Below are 20,517 nucleotides of genomic sequence, written 5' to 3' on the forward strand. Positions count from 1 at the left end.
CACCGTGACCACCGGTCTCAACGTCGAGACTCTGGCGGCGGCCACCACCGGACCGATCACCTCGGCCGGGAACACCCAGCTCGGGATAGCCGTCCTGGCGGGCATAGCCGTCATCGTCCTGCTCATCACCCGCTTCAAACTGCACGCCTTCCTGGCCCTCACGGTCGGCTCGCTGGCCCTCGGGGTCTTCGCGGGCGCGCCTCCGGCCAAGACCGTTTCCAGTTTCACCGCCGGACTCGGCGCCACGGTCGCGGGCGTCGGCGTACTGATCGCGCTCGGCGCGATCCTCGGCAAGCTGCTGGCGGACTCGGGAGGCGCGGACGAGATCGTGGACACGATCCTCGCCCGGGCCAAGGGCCGCGCCATGCCGTGGGCGATGGTGCTCATCGCCTCGGTGATCGGGCTACCGCTCTTCTTCGAGGTCGGCATCGTGCTGCTGATCCCGGTGGTGCTGCTGGTCGCCAAGCGGGGGAACTACTCCCTGATGCGGATCGGCATCCCGGCGCTGGCCGGCCTGTCGGTGATGCACGGGCTGGTCCCGCCGCACCCCGGACCGCTCGTCGCCATCGACGCGCTCCACGCGAACCTCGGTGCCACCCTCGGGCTCGGTGTGCTCGTGGCGATTCCGACCGTGATCATCGCCGGGCCGCTGTTCTCCCGTTACGCGGCGCGGTGGGTGGACATGCCGGCGCCGGAACGCATGATCACGGAGCGTCCCCCGGCCGAGTCGGCGCACCGCCCCCGGTTCGGGGCCACGGTGTTCACCGTGCTGCTGCCGGTGGCCCTGATGCTCGTCAAGGCCCTCGTCGACATCGTGGTCGACGACCCCGAGGCCCCGGTGCAGCGCGTGACCGATGTCGCGGGCTCCCCGATGATCGCGCTGCTCACGGCCGTCCTCGTGGGCATGTTCACGCTCGGCCGGGCGGCCGGCTTCACCCGGGACCGGATCTCGGCCACGGTGGACCGGTCCCTGGCCCCGATCGCGGGCATCCTGCTGATCGTGGGCGCGGGCGGCGGCTTCAAGCAGACGCTGATCGACGTCGGCGTGGGCCAGATGATCCTGGACGTGTCCAGGAACTGGGCCGTACCGGCCCTGTTGCTGGCCTGGCTGATCGCGGTGGCCATCCGCCTGGCCACCGGCTCGGCGACGGTGGCCACCATCTCGGCGGCCGGACTGGTGGCCCCGCTCGCGGCGGACATGTCCACCACCGGGACCGCGCTGCTGGTCCTGGCCATCGGGGCCGGCTCGCTGTTCTTCAGCCATGTCAACGACGCCGGCTTCTGGCTGGTCAAGGAGTACTTCGGGATGACCGTCGGTCAGACCCTGAAGACCTGGTCGGTGATGGAGACCATCATCTCGGTGGTGGGCCTGGGCCTCGTGCTGCTCCTGTCACTGGTCCTGTAGCGGTTTCAGCTGGGCGGCGGCCAGGGCGAGGCCGCCCGCGGCCGTCGCGCAGCGGGCCGCGAGCCTGGCGACCTCGGCCCTCAGGGCCTCGGTCTCCGGGCCGTGCCACTCCGGCGCCGCGGCCACCGCGTGCAGCCGGAACGCGTGCGTACGCAGTGCGGCGGCGCGGCCGCTCAGGCCGCCGGCCGGCGGCCTCGGCGCCGGCCGGGGCGGCCGGTACGTGACCCGGCGGCGGGCCGGGCCGCGTACGGGCACGGCCCCCGTCACGGCCTGCCCTTCCGGCAGGCCCGGGCCCCGGTCGCAGAAGGCCCAGAAGGCGGCGCCGAGTCCGAGGACGGGCTCGGCGGGCTCGGCCCGGCCGGTGGCGACCTGCCAGCCGGCGTGGTCGTTGAAGGGATTCGTGTCGGTCAGCGCGTGCCAGGCCAGGATGTCGGCGAAGGACGGGGCCAGCAGCGCGAAGGCGTGCTCGGCGCCGCGCTCGCGCATGATGGCGCGGAACAGCCGGACGGCCTCCGCCTGGCGGCCGGCTCCGACGGCGGCCAGGACGGCGGCCGCGCCCGGATCGTCGAACAGTTCGGGGCGGCCCGCGCTCGCGGCCCGGATCCGGGCCTTCAGCCCGCACACGGCGATGCTGATCGCGAGGCTCTCACGGCCCGCCAGGATGCCGGCGAGCCGGCCGGCCCGGGCCACTCCCCGGCCGCGCGGGGCCCAGCCGAGGCCCGCCGGGTCGGTGAGCGTACGCAGCAGGGTGCGCCAGCCCAGCCGGGTACGGCCGCCCCGGGTGAGGGCGGCGGCGGGCAGCCTGGCGCCGAAGGCCAGGCCCGAGGCGTAGCGGGCGGCCTCACCGACCGCGTCGGCGGCCTCGGCGAGGGCGCGGCACGCGGCGTCGGGCAGGTCGATGTCCGGGGCGGTGGACGCGGAGGTCGCGGCGTCGGGCATGTGATCCTCATGGGGTTCGGCAGGGGCTCGGGGACGGGCAGAGGGTCAGGCGGTATCGAGCGGCATCGGGCACGTCGCACAGGTCGAGCGGGTCACAGAGGTCGGGCGGGTCGGGCGGGTCAGGCGGGTCGGGCGCGAACGGGGCGCCGGGACGCGCTCAGCGGCGGGTGAGCGTGAGCCGGATGCCCTGCGGGTCGAGCGTCGTGGGCAGTGGCCCCACCGGGTCCAGCACCGGCCGGGTACCCGCGACGCGATGGCCCCGCAGCACCTCGGCGCAGAGCGCGGCGGTGGCCATCAGGCCGAGCTGGTCGCCCGGACAGCGGCCGCCGCCGTGGCTGAAGGGCGCCATCCGGATGTCCTGGTCCGCGCCCGGGTTCTTCCACCGGCCGGGCACGAACACGTGCGCGGCCGGTACCCGTTCGGGGTCGCGCTGGTGGAAGGCCGCGGGCACCAGCACCGAGGTGCCGGCCGGGTAGCGCACGCCCCGCCATTCGGTCTCGGTGCGGGTGACGCGGATCAGGTCCGGCACCACCGGGTACAGGCGCAGGGACTCCCGGACGCAGGCCCGAAGCCGGGGCAGTTCGCCCCGGTCCGCGCCGACGGCGGCCTGGGCCGCCGCCTCGGCCGCGGCCAGGTCCTGCTCCGCGGGGTGCGCCCCGAGCAGGAGCAGGGTGCGCAGCAGCGTGTCCGGGACGGCGTCCATGGCCAGCAGCCACAGCTGGGCCTGGCCGACGGGATCGAGCGTTCCGGTGGGGTCGGCGTGGCGGGCGGCCCGCCCGACGAGCGTGTCGCCGTCGGCCCGGGCCGCGTACTCCTCGATGCGGGCGCGGGCCTTGTCGTGCGCCGAGCGGGCGGCGCGCACCCGGCCGCCGCGCGGGCTCCCGCCCTCGGCGCGCAGCTGGGTGAGCCATCCGGTGAGCTCCTCGTCCGCGGCTGCCGCGTCGCCGAGCACGATCCGCCGGGCGGCGCGCCGTACGGCGTAGCGGGCGCGGGCGAGGTCGAGGGTGGAGGCGGCGGTGAAGATCCTGGCCGCGGTGCCGGCCGCGACCCCGCTCACGGTGCCGGTCACGGTGCCGGTCACGGCGGCGTGCGTGGCGGCAGGCGTGGCGGCGAAGGCCGTCAGGTGCCGGGCCTCCTCGGCCAGGGCCGCGAGGAAGGGCCCGCTGCAGGGGTGCACGGGCAGTCCCGCCGCCAGCACCTCGGCGCTGATCCGGCTCCGCTCCGCACGGAGTTCACCGCGGGAGCAGCCGGAGTCGGCGGCCTCCTCCGGGTTCGGGCCCCGGCATTTGTCCGGCGGGGCCGTCGCGAGGACGCTGACGGGTTCGGCGTAGAAGCGGCGCAGGTCCTGCGGGTCGAGGAGGACGAGGAGGGTCCGCCCGGAGCGGGTGCGGACCAGGGCGGGCGCGTCCCCGTGGCGGGCACGCAGCGCGCGCAGGGCGGCGGCGGAGGTACGCACCTCGCCGGGGCGGGGCCGGGCCAGGCCGCGCAGCAGGACGCCGAGTCCGGCGAGGGCCGCGCGGGCGGTGGTTCCCGGGGCCGGGGCGGGAGCCCCGTACCGCGGGGATTCCTTTACGGACGTCCGCCGGCCGGGGGTTTCCGCGTCCGGCCGCGGCACGGCGGGCCCGCGGTCCGCGAGCGGTGCCGCACCGCGGGCCGGCCGGCGGGCGCGCTCGGGGCGGCGCCGGGCGGCGAGGGCCCGTACCCGGGCTCGGAGCCCGTCGAGGGCGGCCCCTTGGACCGTACGCATCCGTGTACCTCCGCGGCGGGAGCGACAACACTCGGCGACAACGGCATCACCGTACGTCCCACCTGCGCGCTCCGCGCCCCGAGGGCCGCGTCAGGGGTCCAGCCCGACCAGCAGCGCCGCGACGTCCAGCCCGGCGGTGAGGTAGGAGGTGAAGGCCTCGTTGTGCAGGGCCCACGGGGAGCGGCCCCGGCGCACCCGGGCGACGGCCTCGTCGGGGGTGAGTCCCCGGTCGACGAGGCACCGGGCGACGACGAGGCCGGACCTGTTGTAGCCCGAGTGGCAGCGGACGAGCGTGGTGAGGCCCGAGTCGAGCGCCAGTCCCGCGACGCGGGCGAGGCGCTGCACGGTGTGGAGCTGGTCCGCGGTGAGTTCGGCGTCCGGGATCTCCCCCACGATGTGCTCGGCGCGTGGTCCCGGGCCGTGGCCGGTCCGGGTGAAGAGGCTGATGACGAGGTCGAACTCGTCCGCCACGACGACGGGCCGCAGCTCACCGGCCAGGTCGGTCCAGTAGTGGCCGCCCATCCACAGGCCCGGTGCGATTTCGTCCCACGGGGAAGCCGGTCCGGGTACGCCCCGGTCGCCTCGGCGGGTCTTCCTCATACGGCTGTGACCTCCTGGGACGACCCCCAGGGTCTCACACAACCAGCCGTCATTCAGGGGTAGTTGGCGCGAAGGCGGCCTCACGGAAGGCCATGTGCGGCGCCGGCCGGCCGGCGGTCGGCAGGAGGACCGCCCAGCGGTGGTGGCGTGGGGAGATCCACAGGGCCGGACCGCCGGGCCCCGGGGCGTGGTGGGTCCAGACCCCGTGCGGGGCGGGGTCCCAGAGCAGGCCGCGGGCGGGGGTGAGTTCGCCGGTGCGGATCCGGAGGGACTCGGTGGTCCAGGCGCGGCTGATTCCCGGCGGGCCCGCCGGGTCCCCCGGATCCAGGAGACGGCACAGGAAGCGGACGAGGTCGGCGAGGGGTGCGTGGAGGGTGCCGTCGGCGAAGCGGGTGCCGGTCATGCCCAGGGGGTGCCAGATCCGGGCGGCCGCGAGATCGGCGAGCGGGCTGCCGGAGAGGTGCTCGACGAGTCGCGTGAGATGGACGAGGGCGGCGGTCCCGGCCGGGTGCGTGAGGAGGTGGTGGGCGGTGGTCCCGGCGGGAGTCCCCTCGGCGGCCGCGTCCCCGTAGGCGGCGAGCGGTGTGTGCAGCCGCAGCGCGCCCTCGTCGACGAGGCTGCCGATGACCGGCCAGAGCGCGAGGACGGCGCTGAGGCCGTCCACGTCGAAGGCGGCGTCGGCGGGGTGTTCGCCGTCCGAACCCGCCCGGGGGCCCTCGGGTCCGCCGACGGCCCACACCGCCCCGGGGTCGGCGGACTCCACGAGGGCCCGGACGGCGGTGGCCTGGTCGCACAGGGGGGTCATGGTCGCCCACGTTAACGAGCCGGGCGGCGGCCCGTCGGCAGGCCGCCGCGGAGTCCGCGCTCCCGCCACCCGAATGCCCGCGCGGCAGCGGGAAGGGGCGGGGCGCCCGCAGGCACCCCGCCCCCGTGTCCTACTGGCCGGGCTGGTTCTTGTCCGGGCGGTCGGTCACCCGCAGGGTGTTCAGCAGGGGCTTGCCGAACCCGCTGTGCGTGACGAAGCGGACGTTGAGCACTCCGTCCGTGACCGTGACCGTGTACGTACGGGTCAGGGCCGTGTACGTGCCCGCCTCCAGGGAGATGTCCAGGGAGGGCAGGACCTGCGTGCCCTCGGCCAGGACGTCGAAGACGCGCTTGTTCGGCTTGGCCGAGGAGAGCTCCGCGAAGCCGAGCTCCACGGTGTAGGTACCGTTCGGCACGTTGTCGAAGCGGTACTCGTACATGCCCTCACGGGCGTTGCGGAACAGCCGCTGCTCGTCCGTGCCGGTGATGGTGCGGCCGGTGGCCTGCACGGTGCTGTTGCCCTGGTACCCGTAGGAGCCGGGGGTGTACTTGCGGTCCGGGGACCAGGCGTCGCCCAGGCCGTCCGTGGTGGTGTAGCCGGATCCCGCGTCCAGGCCGACCTGGTAGCGCGGGACGACGACCTTGACCGGGACGGTGAGCACCGGGGTCCGGCCGCTCGCCGACGTGATCTTCAGGTCGGCGGTCAGGACCGCGCCCGGGGTCAGTCCGGTGGTGTCCACCGAAAGGGTGAGCGGGACCTTCGCTCCGGTGGCGAGGGTGCCGGTCGCCGGTGTGGCGCTCAGCCAGGTCGCGTCCTCGGACACCGTGAACTCCGTGCCGAGGCCCGGGTTGGTGAGGTCCAGGGTCCGGGTCCGCTGCTGGTTCGCCGGGAGGACGACCTCCACGGACGGCTTGGACGCCGTCACCTTTCCGGTGCGCAGGGACTGGGTGACCGCCGTGACGTCGGCGGCCTTGACGTTCACCGTCGTCGTGGCGGACTCGTACTGCGGTGCGGCCAGCGAGACGGGGAGCGAGCCGGACGGGCTCTGGACGACATAGCCGCCGTCCGCGGCCGTGGTGGCGGAGACCGCCGTGCCGCCGGTGCCGACGGTCACCGTGGCGCCCGCGATGCCGTTGCCGTCGTTGGCGTCGAGCACCCGGCCCGCCACCACACCGCTCTTGGTGGTCCGGAAGGCGATGGAGAGGCCGTCCGTGATGACCGCGGTGTTGAAGGAGTACGCGAAGGCGTCGGTGCCGGCCGCGTTCTCTACACCGACCGTGGCCGAGGAGCCGCCCTTGATCCCGGTGCCGCCGGTCCCCTTGTAGGAGTAGGAGACGGTGCCGTCCTCGCCGATCGTGGCCGAGAAGGAGAACTTGTCGGCCTGCGCCGACCAGTGGGACACCTGGCGCCATTCGATCACGTAGCTGCGGTGCGGGGCGGTGCCGGTGACGGCCGTGAAGACGCCGGAGCCGCTGCCCGCGGCGCCGACGACCAGGTCGTCCCAGAACGGGTACAGGGCCGCGTTGGGCGTGGCCGTGCTCGGGAGGTCGCCGTTGATGTCGCCGGTGTTGTTGCCGCCGAAGCTGACCGTGCCGTTGGTGCCGATCCAGGCCTGGCCGTACGTCTTGCCGTACAGGGGCAGCGGGAAGGGCAGGTCGACGCGCTCGGTGGTGTTGTCGCCGGTGAGCGCGAGCTGGCGGGTGCCCTCGGCGTACGGGCGGTCGCCCGCGGCGGCGCAGGCGTAGCCGTAGGCGTCGGTGCGTTCGGGCAGGTTCACCGCGACGGTGGTGTCGCCGGCGACGGTGACCTTCGCCGTGCCGCCGGTGACGCAGCGGGAGGCGTGGGTGGCGTTCACGTCGTAGGTGCCGTGCGGCAGGGTGACCTCGAAGCGGCCCTGGGCGTCGGCGGTCGCGGTGACCGGGGTGTCCGCGATGGTGACGGAGGCGCCCGCGGCGGGGCCTGCGGCCGAGGAGACGGTGCCGGTGAGCTTGCCGGAGGCCGCCTGGGTGAGGGTGAAGTCGCCGGTGGCGGTGGCGTTCTCGGTGACCGTGGCGGTGCCGGTCTGCTGTCCGTAGCCGAACTTGGCGGCGGTCAGGGCGTAGTCGCCGACCGAGAGCGAGGCGAAGCGGTAGCTGCCGTCGGCCGCGGTGGTGGTCGTCCGGTCGATCGGACCGTGGGCGGTGATCTTCACGCCCGCGAGGGGCTGGTCGCCGGAGCGTACGGTGCCGCCGAGCGAGCCGATGGCGCCGCGCGGGGCGGCGTTCACGGCGGCGAGGACGTCGAGGCGGCCCTCACCGAAGACGTTGTTGTCGGCGGCGCTGCCGCCGCACTGGTTGCTGTCGGTGTCCAGGGCGGTGCCGTCCAGGAGCGCCTCGGTCTGCGCGACGTCGCCCTCCAGGGCGGGTGCGGCGGACCACAGCAGGGCCACGGCGGCCGCGGTGTGCGGTGAGGCCATCGAGGTGCCGGAGAAGGCCTCGTAGGCGCCGCCGGGGACGGAGGAGCGGACGTTCACGCCGGGGGCGGCGATGTTCGGCTTGACGATGCCGCCGGGCCCGGCGCCGCGCGAGGAGAAGGACGCGATCGCGTTGTTGATGTCGAAGGCGCCGGAGCTGTAGGAGCTCGCGTAGTCGCCGGGCGAGCCGCTCGTGTTGCAGCTGGGGCCGGAGTTCCCGTTGGAGAAGGCCGGGAAGATGCCGGCGGCCCGCCAGGTGTCGACGATCTGCTGGTACCAGGTGTCGCCGCCGCTACCGCCCCAGGAGTTGTTGACGATGTGCGGGGCGAGGTCGGGGCGCGGGTTCTGCCCGTTGAGATCGGTCGGGGCGACGATCCACTGGCCCGAGGCGAGGAGGGAGGCCTCGGAACAGGAGTTCGACTCGCAGCCCTTGGCCGCGATCCACTTGGCGCCGGGGGCCACGCCGATCTTGTTGGCGCCGCCGTCGTCGCCGACCATCGTGCCCATGGTGTGGGTGCCGTGGTCGTTGTTGTCGCACGGGGCCGCGGTGGTGCACACGCCCGCCGGGTCGAACCAGTTGTAGGCGTGGTCGTAGGTGCCGTCCGCCTTCTTGCCGCGGTACTGGTTGTTCACGGCCGGGTGGGTGTAGTCCACGCCGCTGTCGATGTTGGCGACGACGATGCCCTCGCCGCGTACGCCGAGCTGGTCCCAGACCTGCGGGGCCTTGATCCGGTCGATGTTCCACTCGATGGCGTCGGCGACGGCCTTCTCGCGCTTGCCCTCGGTGGGCTTGGGGAGGGCGACCTTGTCGTCGGCGTCGATCCGGGAGACCTCGGGGCGTTGTGCGAGGGTGCCGGCGAGCTTCTGGCTGCCGACGACGCGCACGGCGTTCACGATCCAGTACGAGGTGTACTCGGCCCCTGCGCCCTGCAGGGCCTTGACGACTTCGGCCTGGCTGCGCGCGGCGTGGTCCTTCTTGATCCGCAGAACCGTTTCGGCCTTGGCGGCGCGGGTCTGCTGCTTCCCCGCGGCGGTGAGGTCGGCGGCGCTGTCGAGGTAGACCCAGAAGGCGGCCTTGGCGGACTCGTCGAGCTGGGCGCGGAGCTTGGGTTCGATCTTGCGCTCGGCCGTGGCCCGTGCGCCGGGGCCGGGGTCCTGCGCGGCCGCGGCGACGCCCGCGCCGACCGGCAGGAGCAGGACCGAGGTGATGGCGGCGAGCGCCGTGCGTAAGGACCTTGCGGGCCTCGATGACCTTGTGGGCCGTAAGGCTCGTGAGGACCGGTTGTCGCGTTGGGCCACGTGTTGTCTCCTCGTACGCCGTGTGCGGGATGTGCGGGAAGGGTGCGCGTGACGTGCGCGGGTCATGGTGAACGAGACGTCATGTTCATTACAAGGGGGGCTTTTCGGCCGTCCTCCGGGCCGCCCCGGTGGCCCGTACCGGCCGCGCGGGCCAGCCTGAAGACATGACTGCGCCCGCCGAGCCCTCCGGAGCCGGTGTCCCGATCGCGTCCGCACGCGGCCGGTGGATCCTGCTGACCACCGTGCTCGGGTCGACCATGGCCATGCTGGACGGGACCGTGGTGAACGTGGCGCTGCCGCGCATCGGCGAGGACCTCGACGCCGACCTGGCGGTGCTCCAGTGGACGGTGAACGCCTATCTGCTGACCCTGGCCGGGCTGATCCTGGTCGGCGGGTCGCTGAGCGACCGCTTCGGGCGGCGCCGGATCTTCGTGCTCGGCGTGGTGTGGTTCGCGGTCGGCTCGCTGCTGTGCGGCATCGCGCCGAACGCCGGGGTGCTGATCGCCGCCCGGGCCCTGCAGGGCATCGGCGGGGCACTGCTGGCGCCCGGCTCCCTGGCCCTGATCCAGGCGTCCGTCCGCGCCGAGGACCGGGGCCGGGCGATCGGCCTGTGGTCGGGGCTCGGCGGGGTGGGCGCGGCCGTGGGACCGTTCCTCGGCGGCTGGCTGGTGGACGGGCCGGGCTGGCGGTGGGTGTTCCTGCTGAACGTGCCGCTGGCCGCGGTGTGCGTGCCGGTCGCCCTGCGGCACGTACCGGAATCGCGGGACCCGCAGGCGCACGGGCGGTTCGACGTGGCCGGGGCGGCACTCGGCGCGAGCGCCCTGGGGCTGGTCACCTACGCGCTGATCGAAGCCCGGTCGGGCGCGCCCGCGGTGATCGTCGCCGCGGTGCTCGGGGTCCTGCTGGCCATCGCCTTCGTCTACGTGGAGCGGCGGCGGCCCGACCCCATGGTGCCGCCGGACATCTTCGCGTCCCGTCTGTTCACCGCCGTCAACCTCGTCACCCTGTGCGTGTACGCGGCGATCGGCGGATTCTTCTTCCTGGTCGTGCTCCAGCTCCAGGTGGTGTCCGGCTACTCGGCGCTGGCCGCCGGAGCCGCGATGCTGCCGACGACCCTCCTCATGCTGCTGCTGTCGGCGCGCTCGGGTGAGCTCGGGGAGCGGATCGGGCCGCGCGTCCCGCTCACGGTGGGGCCGCTGCTGTGTGCGGCCGGGACGCTGCTGATGCTGCGGGTGGGACCCGCGGCCTCCTACGTGCGGGACGTGCTGCCCGCGATGGTCGTCATGGGCATGGGCCTCGTGGCCCTGGTGGCCCCGCTGACGTCGACGGTGCTCGCCTCGGTGGATCCCGGCCGGGCGGGCCTGGCCAGCGGCATCAACAACGCGGCGGCGCGCGTCGCCGGGCTGCTCGCGGTGGCGGCGCTGCCACTGCTGTCCGGAATGGGGCCGGAGTCGTACCGTTCGGCGACCCAGTTCGACGCCGCTTTCGGGCGGGCCATGCTCTGGTGCACCGGGGCGTTCGTGGCCGGTGCCGCCCTGGCCTGGGCGACCGTACGCTCCCCCGTGCCCGAGGCGTGCCACCCCCAGTGTCATACGTACTGCGCGGTGTCGGCCCCGCCGCTCGAACCCCGTGAGGAGTCCGGCTGATCCCGTGTGCTGGAGCGCGACGGCCGATCTGATGGCGGGGACGGTGATCTCCGCCGCCGGCATCGTGTGCCTGGCGCGGCTGCGGCGGGCCCGTGACCTGCCCGTCGCCGCGCTGCCGCTGCTCGCGGTCTGGGTGCCGGCCGGGGTCCTGCTGGCGGCCGCGCCCGGGGTCCCGGCGCCGCCTGTGGGGGCCGGTGGCCGCGGGGCCGGCCACCGCCGGAGTGCTCTCGTACTGCCTCGCGACCCGGTCGGTGACCGCCGAGATCCGGGGCCGCGGCATCGGGTACGGCGTGAATGTTCCGTGGACGCCGCTGGTGCTGGCGGGCTATCTCTTCGCCACTCTGGGCGCCTTGCTGCTCGGCGGCGACAAGCGGCTGAGAACCCTCGGCGCGGTGCTGGCGGCGGGGGCGCTGGCCTGCTCAGCGCTGTGGCGGCTGGAATTCGCCTCCACCTGGTGCGCCTTCGCGGCGGTCGCGTCGCTGCTGGTCCTGGGCTGGGTCCGGCGCCCGGATGCCGCTTCCCCCGTCACGTGATCGACCGGAAGTTACCTAGACGTATGTAGTGACTTCACACGCGGGCGGCAGTAGAACTCGTTCCCATTCTGTCAGCGAGTGAGGAACGCCACATGAGCGATAAACCGCTGTCCAGAAACACCTCCAACGGGATCTCCCGGCGCGGATTCCTCGGTAGAACAGGTTCTGTTATCGGGGCCATGGCCCTGGCGGGTCACCTCACCCCGGCGCAGGCGGCCGCCCCGCCCGGCCCGGTCTCCGACGGCGCCCGCGTAGCGGCCCTGGTCATCGGTACCGGCTACGGCGGATCGGTGGCGGCCCTGCGGCTGGCACAGGCCGGCGTGGACGTGCAGATGATCGAAATGGGCATGTCCTGGGACACGCCGGGCTCGGACGGCAAGATCTTCCCCACGGTGACCAGCCCGGACTACCGGTCCTTCTGGCTGCGCACCCGGACCAAGGCGCCGCTCAGCAACTTCCTGGGCTTCCCGATCGACAAGGACGTCCCCAAGTACACCGGGATCCTGGACGCCGAGGACTTCGCCGGCATCACCGTCTACCAGGGCCGCGGCGTCGGCGGCGGTTCGCTGGTCAACGGCGGCATGGCGGTCACGCCCAAGCGCGCGAACTTCGCCGCCGTCCTCCCCTCGGTGGACGCCGACGAGATGTACGGCACCTACTACCCGAGGGCCAACGCGGGGCTCGGGGTCGGCATGATCGACCCTGCCTGGTTCGACACCGCCGACTGCTACCAGTTCTCCCGCGTCGGCCGCAAGCACGCCCAGCGCTCCGGCTTCGCCTGGACCTTCGTACCCGACGTGTACGACTGGGACTACATGAAGAAGGAGGCCGCCGGCACCGCCACCAAGTCCGCCCTGGCCGGGGAGATCCTCTACGGCAACAACCACGGCAAGAAGTCGCTGGTGCAGACGTACCTCGCCCAGGCGAAGGCCACGGGCCGGGTCGCCATCTCGCCGCTGCACAAGGTCACCTCGGTCTCCCCCGCCACGGCGGGCGGCTACACGGTCACCATCGACCAGCTCAACACCACCGGCGACACGGTGGCCACCAAGACCGTGACGGCGGACCGGGTGTTCTTCGCGGCCGGCAGCGTCGGCACCAGCAAGCTCCTGGTCAAGCTGAAGGCCACCGGGGCACTGCCGAACCTCAACGGCGAGGTCGGCAAGGGCTGGGGCGAGAACGGCAACGTCATGTGCGGCCGCGCGAACCACCTGTGGGACCCGACCGGCAAACTCCAGTCGACCATCCCCTGCTCCGGCATCGACAACTGGGACGCCGGGGGCGCCTTCGCCGAAGTGGCGCCGCTCCCCACCGGGATCGAGACGTACGCCTCGTTCTACCTGTCGATCACCAAGAACCCGAACCGTGCCGAGTTCACCTGGAACGCGGCGACCGGCAGGGCCGACCTGAGCTGGCAGACGGCCTGGAAGCAGCCGTCCGTCTCGATGGCCAAGACGATCTTCGACAAGATCAATTCGAAGGAGGGGACGATCTACCGGACCGACCTGTTCGGCGGCAACAAGATCTGGAACGACACCCTCACCTACCACCCGCTCGGCGGCGCGGTCCTGAACAGGGCGACCGACAACTACGGTCGCCTGCACGGTTACACCGGCCTGTACGTGATCGACGGCGCGCTCATCCCCGGCAACACGAGCGTGAATCCCTTCGTCACCATCACGGCACTCGCCGAACGCAACATCGAGAAGATCATCGCAACCGACCTCCCGTAGGGCCGCGCCCTCCCCCCAGCGGCCGGGGCCGTTCGGATCCACCGAACGGCCCCTTTTGCCTTCCCGCCGCGCTCCGCGCGCGGTGCGCCGCCGCTCAGTGCCCCGGCAGGACACAGACGCTGTCCAGGCCGAGCACGTGGTTGAGCCGGCCGAAAGCCAGCCAGGACCCGATGCTCATCGTCAGCTCCACGATCTCCAGCTGGCTGTAGTGCGTGGTCATCCGGTCCCAGAACTCCTCGTCGAGCCCGTGGTGGTCGAGGGTGTACCGCTCCGCGTACTCCGCCGCCAGCCGGGTGCGCTCGTCGAACGCGCCGGTCGTACGCCACTCGGTGACCGCGTCGGAGAACTCCTCCTCGACCTTCTCCCCCTCCCGCTCGGTGCGCCAGTCGAGGCAGAAGACGCACCCGTTGATCTGTGCGACGCGCAGCCGGGCCGCCTCGAACTCGCGCAGGCCCAGGGTGGTGTGGGCGTACACCGACAGGGAGAAGTTCGCGGCGGCCATGCCGATGCCGGGGACCATGTCGCCCCACACGTACTCGATGGGGTGCTGGCCTTCAGGGATGTCGATCCTCATGACTGCTTCCTTCCGAGTCTGCCGATGGCGGGGCGCAGCGGGATGTCGAGGGCGTCGTAGAGTCCGGGTTCCGCCTCGACGAGCCAGTCGATGGCGCCGACGAGGCGGCCGACGGCGGTGGCGTTGCCGCCCGCCGAGCGGTTCTCGCCCTCGTCCGTGGCCTCGATGGTGACCTCGATGCGCGGGCGGCCCTCGATGACGACCCGGTGGGCGCCGTCGCCGCCGTCGGGCGGCACGGGCCAGTCCGGTGCGCACGAGGCGTGGATGCGGGTGACGTGCTCGATGACGATGCGGGGTTCGCCCTCGACGATTCCCTGCACCTCGAAGCGGATGGCGCCCTGGGTGCCGGCCTCGAACGCGCCCATGGTCCTGGTGGTCACCGTGGTGTCGAGCGCGCGGCGGTCCGAGGTCTCGCGTATCTCGTCGAGTTCGACCCCGAGCGCCCGGGCCATCATCCGGATCTGCCCGCCCCACACCATGGTGGGGATGGAGGGCATGAGCATCATCGGCTCGTAGTCCATGGGATGGCCCATGCCGACGAGATGGCGGACGGAGTCCGGCTGGTCGTAGGTGGAGTAGTCGAAGATCTCCTGGCAGCGGATGGCGTCGATGGTGGTGCCGAGTCCGCTGAGCAGGAGCGGGAGTACGTCGTTGCCCCACCCGGGGTCGACGCCGGAGGCGAAGAGCGAGCCCCCGCCCTCCGCGACGGCGGCGAGCACCGGGTCGCGGAACTCGGGCGGGGCGCTGCGGTGATCGTAGAGCGGGTACAGGGCGGGGCTCACGACGACCGCGCCCGACCGGACGGCCCGTGTGATGTCGGCGAGCGCCTCGTCGGGCCGGATGTCTCCGGACGCGGCGTACACCACGGCCTGGGGGCGGGCGGCGAGTACGGCTTCGATGTCGTCGGTGGCCTCGACCCCCGACGGGCGGTCGAGTTGCCCGAGTTCACCGGCGTCGCGGCCGACCTTGGCTGGATCGTGGACGATGACTGCGCAGAGTTGGAGCGCGGGATGGGCCTCGACGGCACGGATCGCCAGACGGCCCACGTTGCCAGTACCCCAGACAACCGTGGAAATCATGCGCGGAGGGTAGCCACAGGTCCTTGACGTTGCCAGAGTCGCGCGGCCTGAACTCGTCCGCCCCCGGGGGTTACTGGTTCTGGCCGCCCAGGACGAAGAGGAGGTAGACGAAGAAGGCGAAGAGGTGGCCGACGAACAGGTAGGCGATCAGCCGGATGATCAGGCCGCGCGGGAACTTGGACTCGAAGCGGGCCCGTATGGACGTGGGCGCGGGCACCGGCGTGGTCGCGGTGGCGGGCTTCTCGGCTTGGGACATGGGTACGGCTCCTCCGCTTACTGGTGGTGCGTGGGCATGGTCGTGGGTGTGGACGCGGGCGCCGGCCTTGCGGGCGCGGGCCCGGTCGTGGCGGCGCCGCCGAGGCAGAGCCCGGCCAGGCTGCTCTGCAGCAGGGTGTGGACGAAGAGCAGGTCGGCCCCGCTCGCGGAGGCCGCGCCGATCCGGTGCGGGGTGAGCGAGTCGAAGTGCGCGCTGTCCCCCGGCTCCAGCAGGTACTCGGCCTCGCCCAGGTGCAGCCGCAGCCGACCCTCCAGGACGTGGAGCCACTCCTCGCCGGGATGTACGCGGACCAGCTCGCCCTGGCTGCGGCCATGCGGCACGTGCACGCGCAGCGCCTGCATCCCCCGCCCGGAGCCGCCTGCCTGCCAGTACGTCCAGCCGTCGGCCTCGCGGGCGCCCGGACCGCCGGCCCGTACGATGGGATCCGCGACGGCGGGGGTCTCGCCGAGCAGCTCGGAGACGGTCGTACCGTAGGTGCGGGCGAGTCCGAGCAGCAGCGGCAGCGAGGGCTGGCGGCGGCCGGTCTCCAGGCGGGACAGGTGAGCGGGCGAGAGCCGGGCCCGCGCGGCGGCGGCCTCCAGGGTGAGTCCGGCACGGCGGCGCAGTTCGCGAAGCTGTGGTGCCACGGCGGGCAGCTCGTCGGCCGCGGCTTCGGGACCGGGGCCGGGACCGGGGGCAGTACCGGGGTTCATGTCCCCGATTGAGCCAGAATCTTGCCTTCCTGGCAAACCGCCTTACCTCTGAGGCAAAACCGTGGGGACGTCTCCTCTCACCTGTTCGGGGCGGCTTGCCGGGCGAATGCGTCACCGCGCTTGCGCGGGATCCCGCTCGCTACAGGCTGGGAAGCACCGCACCGGCCGACCCACGGCGAGGGACGATGATCGTTTCGATGATGTCCATGCCGGAGGGCACCCTGGCCCGTGGCCAGGTGTCGGAGGCACGCGAGCGTCTGGCCACGTCCCGCTTCCTGTTCGTGGACGTGGAACTGCCCGCGGAGAGCGCTTCCGGCGAACCCCCGCTGGCCCACCTGCTCGGCCTGGAGGCCGAGCAGGTGGCGTGGCTCGGCCGCAAGGAGGAGTCCGCGCGGGCGGACATCTTCGGGGACAGCGGCGCGTTCGTCGTGCCCGCGGTCGACGCCGACCGGGTCATCCACGTCCACGCCGTGGTGACCGATCGGTACCTCCTCACGGTGCACCGGGGGCCGGCCCCCCTGATCGGGGACGTCACCGCCCGCTTCCCCCTGGAGAGCCCGGCGGACTCCGTCGCCATGCTGTTCCTGCTGCTGGACGAGGCCATGGAGACCTACCGACGGGCCGCCGTCCGGGCCCTGCTGGAGGTGGAGGACCTGGAGGACGCCATGTTCCGCCGGCGCGAGCCCGAGCAGCTCTACCGCCTGTCACGGCTGCGGCGTACCGCGGCCCTCCTGCACCACACCCTCCTCCCCTACCACCGGGTGGCGGAGGAGACCGTCACGCGCCGGGTGATGAACCGCGGCTTCCAGCAGGAGCGCTGGCAGCTCGTCCACGAGTACCGGCGCACCGCGAATCTGGTGCTCGCGGACATCGAGTCCCTCCAGGACACCGCCCGGCGGGCCTTCGGCAGCTACTCCTCCCTGGTGTCGGGCGACCAGAACGGCGTGATCAACCGCCTGGCGGTGGTGTCGACGATCTTCCTGCCGCTGACCTTCCTGACCGGGTTCTTCGGCATGAACTTCGCCTACCTGACGGACGAGCTGGAGAGCCGTGCCGTCTTCTGGCTGCTCGCCGTGGGCCTGCAGGTGCTCTTCCTGCTCGCGGCTCTCTACGTGCTCCACCGCACCCGGCTCTGGCGGATGCTGCGCGAGGACGACAGCGACCCCGACGACGCGTAGGCCGCGTCCGGCGGATCAGGGCGCAGCGCGGGCCATGATCCGCCCGGCACTCCTAAGGCCGTGTCCGCACAGGAGCGCCGGCCGCCCGAAGGGCGGGCCACGCGGCGTCTGGCGCCGTGCATCGCAAGGCGGAGGGCCGTCCGTGTACTGGACGTACTCGGACGTGCCCGACAACGCAGCGAGGTGCGGTGCCAGACGCCGCGTGGCAGGCGGGACTTTGCGGACACGGCCTTAGGCCGCGTGTGCCGCCAGGACCGTGGCCACCGTGTCCGCCTCGGCCGCCGTCTTGTCCGGGCGGTGGCGCAGGACCCGGGCGAAGCGCAGGGCCACCCCCGCCGGGTAGCGCGAGGAGCGCTGCAGGCCGTCGTAGGCGATCTCCACCACCAGCTCGGGCCGCACCCGCACGGTGAAGCCGTCGTCCGAGGTGGCGAGCGCGCGCAGGGCCTCGGTCTGCCAGCGCAGCATCTGGTCGGTGAGCCCCTTGAAGGTCTTGCCGAGCATGGCGTACGTCCCCTCGGCGGTGCGCGCCCCCAGGTGCAGGTTCGACAGCAGACCGGTGCGCCGCCCGTGGCCCCATTCGGCGGCGAGGACCACCAGGTCCAGGGTGTGCACCGGCTTCACCTTGAGCCAGTGCCTGCCGCGCCGACCGGCCGCGTAGGCCGAGTCCAGCCCCTTGACCACGACCCCCTCGTGCCCGCGGCGCAGGGTCTCGGCCCAGAACTCCTCGGCCTCGGCCTCCTGCTCCCCCGGGTCCTCGACGGCGAGGCGGCGGACCCGCGCGTCCTCGGGTACGAGCGCGGCGAGGGCCGCGTACCGCTCGCGCACCGGCAGGTCGAGGAGGACGTCCTCGCCGACGGCCAGGACGTCGAAGAAGCAGGGGACGACCGGGAGGGTGCGGCGGGCCGCCCCGACGTCGACCCGGGAGCCGACGCGGCTCGCGATCTCCTGGAAGGGGACCGGCCGGCCGTCCGGCGCCCGCCCGATGACCTCCCCGTCGAGGATGAACCGCTCCCCGGGCAGCGACCGGGCCAGCTCCGCCACCTCCGGGAGCCGCTCGGTGATCTCGTCGAGGGAGCGCGTGTACACCCGTACGTCGGCCCCGTCCCGGTGGACCTGGACGCGGATGCCGTCCAGCTTCTCCTCCACCGCGCACGGTCCGAGCGCGCCCAGCGCCTCGGCGACCGACTTCGCCGTGCCCGCCAGCATCGGCTGGACGGGCCGGCCGACGCGCAGCGTGACCGTGCACAGCGCCTGCGCGCCCTCGGCCAGCACGGCCGCCGCCACCCGGGGCAGCGAGCCGTCCAGCATCACCGCCCGGCGCAGATCGGCGGCCGGTACGCCGGCGGCCGCGGCCACGCCCTCCAGGGCCACCGCGTCCAGCGCGCCCTGGCGTACCTCGCCGGAGAGCAGGCTGCGCAGGAACACCTGCTCGGCCGCGGTGGCCCGGCCCAGCAGGCCGGCGAGGACGCGGCCGCGCCGCTCCACCGACCCGGCGCCCCGGGTGGCGGCCAGTTCGCCCACCGCCGTGTCGACGTCGAGGACGGTCAGCGTCGGTGCGTCCGCCGGTTCGGCTTCCTGGCCGAGGGTGCGCCAGCCGATGCCGGGGCGGCCCTGCGGAAGGCGCCCGGAGAGGTAGGAGATGACCAGGCCGGCCTCCTCCGGGGGCGCGTCGGCGAAGAGCCCGGCGAGCAGGGCGGTCTTACGGGACCGGGCGGAGGTCTCGGCGACCTCCTTGGACACGCGTGCGACTTCGGCCAGCAGCATGCGGCCATCCTGACGCCACCGGCCCCCTGGCGCAGGTCGGTCCACGCAGGTGGGTCCGCGCAGGTGGGTCGGGCGTGTGGCGCTGTCACGCGCCCGTGACAGTCGGAGGACGCTCTCGTGAGGATCGGCCGCCAGTCTCGTGCGTAGGGGCAAAAGCGACATAACGACTCATCGCCCCTTTCACCCCACCCCCACCCCCACCCCCTGGAGCACTCTCATGATCCGCACCTCCCGCAAGCAGCGTTTCGCGATGGTCGCCGTGTCGGGCGCGTTCGTCGCCGGAGGCGTACTGCTGCCTGGGACGGCCTTCGCCGCTCCGCACACCCCGGAGACGGCCTCGGCCACCGTCCACCGGGCCGGATACGAGAACGGCGGTCATCAGGACAAGGGCCGGGAGGATCACCGTGGTGAGCGCAAGGGCCACCACGACAGGAAGAACCGGCACGACCGCAACGGCAAGGTCCGGGACGTCGACAACATGCCGGGATGCAAGTTCTACCAGGGCAAGGTCTACTGCGAGCACCAGCCGAACCCGGCACCGAAGCCCGCTCCGGCCCCGAAGCCGGACCCGGTCAAGGCGGAGAAGGACAATCCCGACCACGTGCCGAACGTCTAGATGTGTTGTCCGGACAGGTTGGTGACGCGGCTGGCGGGTGTCTGGCCACTGATGCCGGTGTGGGGTCGGTGGTAGTTGTACCAGTGCAGCCAGTCGGTGAAAGCTTCCTGGCGCTGCCGGTCTGAGGTGTAGGGCTTCTGGTAGGCCCATTCTTCGAGCAGGGTGCGGTGGAAGCGTTCGACCTTGCCGTTGGTCTGTGGGCGCCAGGGCCTGGTCCATCGGGGCTGGATGTCCAGATCGCGGCAGGTCTGGCTCCAGGTGTGCTTGGTGTAGGCCCAGGCGTTGTCGGTCAGGACCCGTTCGACGGTGATGCCCAGGGACGCGAACCAGGCGGTGGCCCGGGTGAGGAAGGCGGCGCAGGTCGGGGCGGTCTCGTCGGGCAGGTCTTCGGTGTAGGCGAGTCGGGTGTGGTCGTCGAGGGCGGTGTGGAGGTAGGCGTATCCGGCGCCGTTGCGGCGGTCCTTGTTCGGGCTGCCGGCGGCCCGGCCGAGGACTCTGTGGCCGCCGCCGTCGGGGATCCGGCCGAGCTTCTTGACATCGATGTGGACGAGTTCGCCGGGCCGGGCGCGTTCATAGCGGCGGACGGGTTCGCCGGTGGCCCGGTCCAGAGCCGCCAGGGGCGGCTGGCCGTTGCGGACGAGGATGCGGTGGGCGGTCGAGGCCGCGATACGGCACCGGACTGCCAGCCGCAGTGGACCGATCCGGTGTTCCCGCCGGAGGCGGAGCACTTCCGTCTCGATCTCGGCTGCTGTCCTGCGGGGCTGGTGGTGGGGCCGGCTGGAGCGGTCACTCATTCCGGCGACGCCCAGCAGCCGGTAGCGGGTGGCCCAGCGGGCCGCGGTGGTGTGGCTGACCTGGAAACGCTCTGCCGCCCGGCGCACGGGCCAGCCGTCATCGACGACACAACGCGCCAGACGAAGTCGCCCGGTCTCGGTCAGCGGCGCATTACGGTGGACCACGAGGGCCTCCTGAAGTTGGCGTAGATGTCGCAATCCACACCGAGCCAGAAGGCCCTCACCCATTTCAAGAACCCAGCACGCGTGTCACCAACGTCCCGGGACAACACATCTAGGCCGTGCGGCCCCCGGGCGTACCGCAGGTGCGGTACGCCCGGGGGCCCGGCGTGGTCCCTGAGAAGGGGGACGGCTCCCCCTGCGGGTGCTCGGTGCCCGAGCGGT

General features: G+C 73.0%; 17 protein-coding genes. 6 read left to right on the forward strand and 11 right to left on the reverse strand.

All coding sequences use genetic code 11. The features are described 5' to 3' along the window. The first annotated feature begins 4 nt into the window (after positions 1–4). Positions 5–1,405: a GntT/GntP/DsdX family permease gene (locus Sspor_RS04060; RefSeq protein ID WP_202197790.1), complete on the forward strand. Its 1,401-nt coding sequence runs from the start codon at positions 5–7 to the stop codon at positions 1,403–1,405. Here the strand turns inward: Sspor_RS04060 and Sspor_RS04065 are convergent. From Sspor_RS04065 to Sspor_RS04085, 5 genes are all read right to left on the reverse strand, one after another. After that, positions 1,391–2,344 carry a hypothetical protein gene (locus Sspor_RS04065; protein ID WP_202197791.1) on the reverse strand — a complete coding sequence of 318 codons (954 nt, stop codon included), beginning with the start codon at positions 2,342–2,344 and terminating at the stop codon, positions 1,391–1,393. The two genes, Sspor_RS04060 and Sspor_RS04065, sit on opposite strands and share 15 nt — an antisense overlap. A 157-nt stretch (positions 2,345–2,501) precedes the next feature. Further along, positions 2,502–4,091 carry a cytochrome P450 gene (locus Sspor_RS04070; RefSeq protein WP_202197792.1) on the reverse strand — a complete coding sequence of 530 codons (1,590 nt, stop codon included), beginning with the start codon at positions 4,089–4,091 and terminating at the stop codon, positions 2,502–2,504. A 90-nt stretch (positions 4,092–4,181) separates the two neighbouring features. Next, positions 4,182–4,691 carry a protein-tyrosine phosphatase family protein gene (locus Sspor_RS04075; RefSeq protein WP_202197793.1) on the reverse strand — a complete coding sequence of 170 codons (510 nt, stop codon included), beginning with the start codon at positions 4,689–4,691 and terminating at the stop codon, positions 4,182–4,184. A 49-nt stretch (positions 4,692–4,740) separates the two neighbouring features. Further along, positions 4,741–5,496 carry a serine hydrolase gene (locus tag Sspor_RS04080; protein WP_202197794.1) on the reverse strand — a complete coding sequence of 252 codons (756 nt, stop codon included), beginning with the start codon at positions 5,494–5,496 and terminating at the stop codon, positions 4,741–4,743. 130 nt (positions 5,497–5,626) lie between these two features. Then, the gene (locus tag Sspor_RS04085) at positions 5,627–9,247 is read right to left on the reverse strand and encodes a S8 family serine peptidase (RefSeq protein ID WP_237403654.1); all 3,621 of its coding nucleotides are present in this window, start codon (positions 9,245–9,247) and stop codon (positions 5,627–5,629) included. Between the two features lie 164 nt (positions 9,248–9,411). On the opposite strand from Sspor_RS04085, the gene Sspor_RS04090 reads away from it, so the two are divergent. The 3 genes from Sspor_RS04090 to Sspor_RS04100 all read left to right on the forward strand — a co-directional run bounded on the left by Sspor_RS04090 (position 9,412) and on the right by Sspor_RS04100 (position 13,159). Further along, on the forward strand, positions 9,412–10,893 hold the full coding sequence (locus Sspor_RS04090; RefSeq protein ID WP_202197796.1) for an MFS transporter: 1,482 nt from the start codon (positions 9,412–9,414) through the stop codon (positions 10,891–10,893). A gap of 194 nt (positions 10,894–11,087) precedes the next feature. Next, a complete protein-coding gene (locus Sspor_RS41285) occupies positions 11,088–11,426 on the forward strand; it encodes a DUF6629 family protein (protein ID WP_308295768.1) in 339 nt (112 codons plus the stop codon). Between the two features lie 92 nt (positions 11,427–11,518). Beyond that, the gene (locus tag Sspor_RS04100; RefSeq protein ID WP_202197797.1) at positions 11,519–13,159 is read left to right on the forward strand and encodes a GMC oxidoreductase; all 1,641 of its coding nucleotides are present in this window, start codon (positions 11,519–11,521) and stop codon (positions 13,157–13,159) included. 94 nt (positions 13,160–13,253) lie between these two features. Here the strand turns inward: Sspor_RS04100 and Sspor_RS04105 are convergent, their stop codons facing one another. From Sspor_RS04105 to Sspor_RS04120, 4 genes are all read right to left on the reverse strand, one after another. Further along, positions 13,254–13,733 (reverse strand): carboxymuconolactone decarboxylase family protein, encoded by a 480-nt coding sequence (locus tag Sspor_RS04105; protein ID WP_202197798.1) that lies wholly within the window; start codon positions 13,731–13,733, stop codon positions 13,254–13,256. Next, positions 13,730–14,812 carry an NAD(P)H-dependent amine dehydrogenase family protein gene (locus Sspor_RS04110; protein WP_202197799.1) on the reverse strand — a complete coding sequence of 361 codons (1,083 nt, stop codon included), beginning with the start codon at positions 14,810–14,812 and terminating at the stop codon, positions 13,730–13,732. The genes Sspor_RS04105 and Sspor_RS04110 overlap by 4 nt, the downstream gene beginning before the upstream one ends. A 70-nt stretch (positions 14,813–14,882) precedes the next feature. Next, entirely contained in the window at positions 14,883–15,068 is a 186-nt protein-coding gene (locus Sspor_RS04115) for a DUF6126 family protein (RefSeq protein WP_237403655.1), read from the reverse strand. A 17-nt stretch (positions 15,069–15,085) separates the two neighbouring features. Then, a complete protein-coding gene (locus Sspor_RS04120) occupies positions 15,086–15,781 on the reverse strand; it encodes a helix-turn-helix domain-containing protein (RefSeq protein ID WP_237403656.1) in 696 nt (231 codons plus the stop codon). Between the two features lie 197 nt (positions 15,782–15,978). On the opposite strand from Sspor_RS04120, the gene Sspor_RS04125 reads away from it, so the two are divergent. Continuing rightward, on the forward strand, positions 15,979–16,959 hold the full coding sequence (locus tag Sspor_RS04125) for a magnesium transporter CorA family protein (protein WP_237403657.1): 981 nt from the start codon (positions 15,979–15,981) through the stop codon (positions 16,957–16,959). 231 nt (positions 16,960–17,190) lie between these two features. Here the strand turns inward: Sspor_RS04125 and Sspor_RS04130 are convergent, their stop codons facing one another. Beyond that, positions 17,191–18,723 carry an ATP-dependent DNA ligase gene (locus Sspor_RS04130; protein ID WP_202197800.1) on the reverse strand — a complete coding sequence of 511 codons (1,533 nt, stop codon included), beginning with the start codon at positions 18,721–18,723 and terminating at the stop codon, positions 17,191–17,193. Positions 18,724–18,940: 217 nt separating this feature from the next. On the opposite strand from Sspor_RS04130, the gene Sspor_RS04135 reads away from it, so the two are divergent. Then, positions 18,941–19,339, forward strand: a complete 399-nt coding sequence (locus Sspor_RS04135; RefSeq protein WP_202197801.1) for a hypothetical protein — start codon at positions 18,941–18,943, stop codon at positions 19,337–19,339. Here Sspor_RS04135 and Sspor_RS04140 read toward each other — a convergent pair. After that, the gene (locus tag Sspor_RS04140) at positions 19,336–20,298 is read right to left on the reverse strand and encodes an IS481 family transposase (RefSeq protein WP_202197802.1); all 963 of its coding nucleotides are present in this window, start codon (positions 20,296–20,298) and stop codon (positions 19,336–19,338) included. The two genes, Sspor_RS04135 and Sspor_RS04140, sit on opposite strands and share 4 nt — an antisense overlap. Between the last annotated feature and the right edge of the window lie 219 nt (positions 20,299–20,517).

Origin of the sequence: Streptomyces spororaveus (assembly GCF_016755875.1) — a bacterium.
In the GTDB taxonomy this organism is placed as follows: domain Bacteria; phylum Actinomycetota; class Actinomycetes; order Streptomycetales; family Streptomycetaceae; genus Streptomyces; species Streptomyces spororaveus.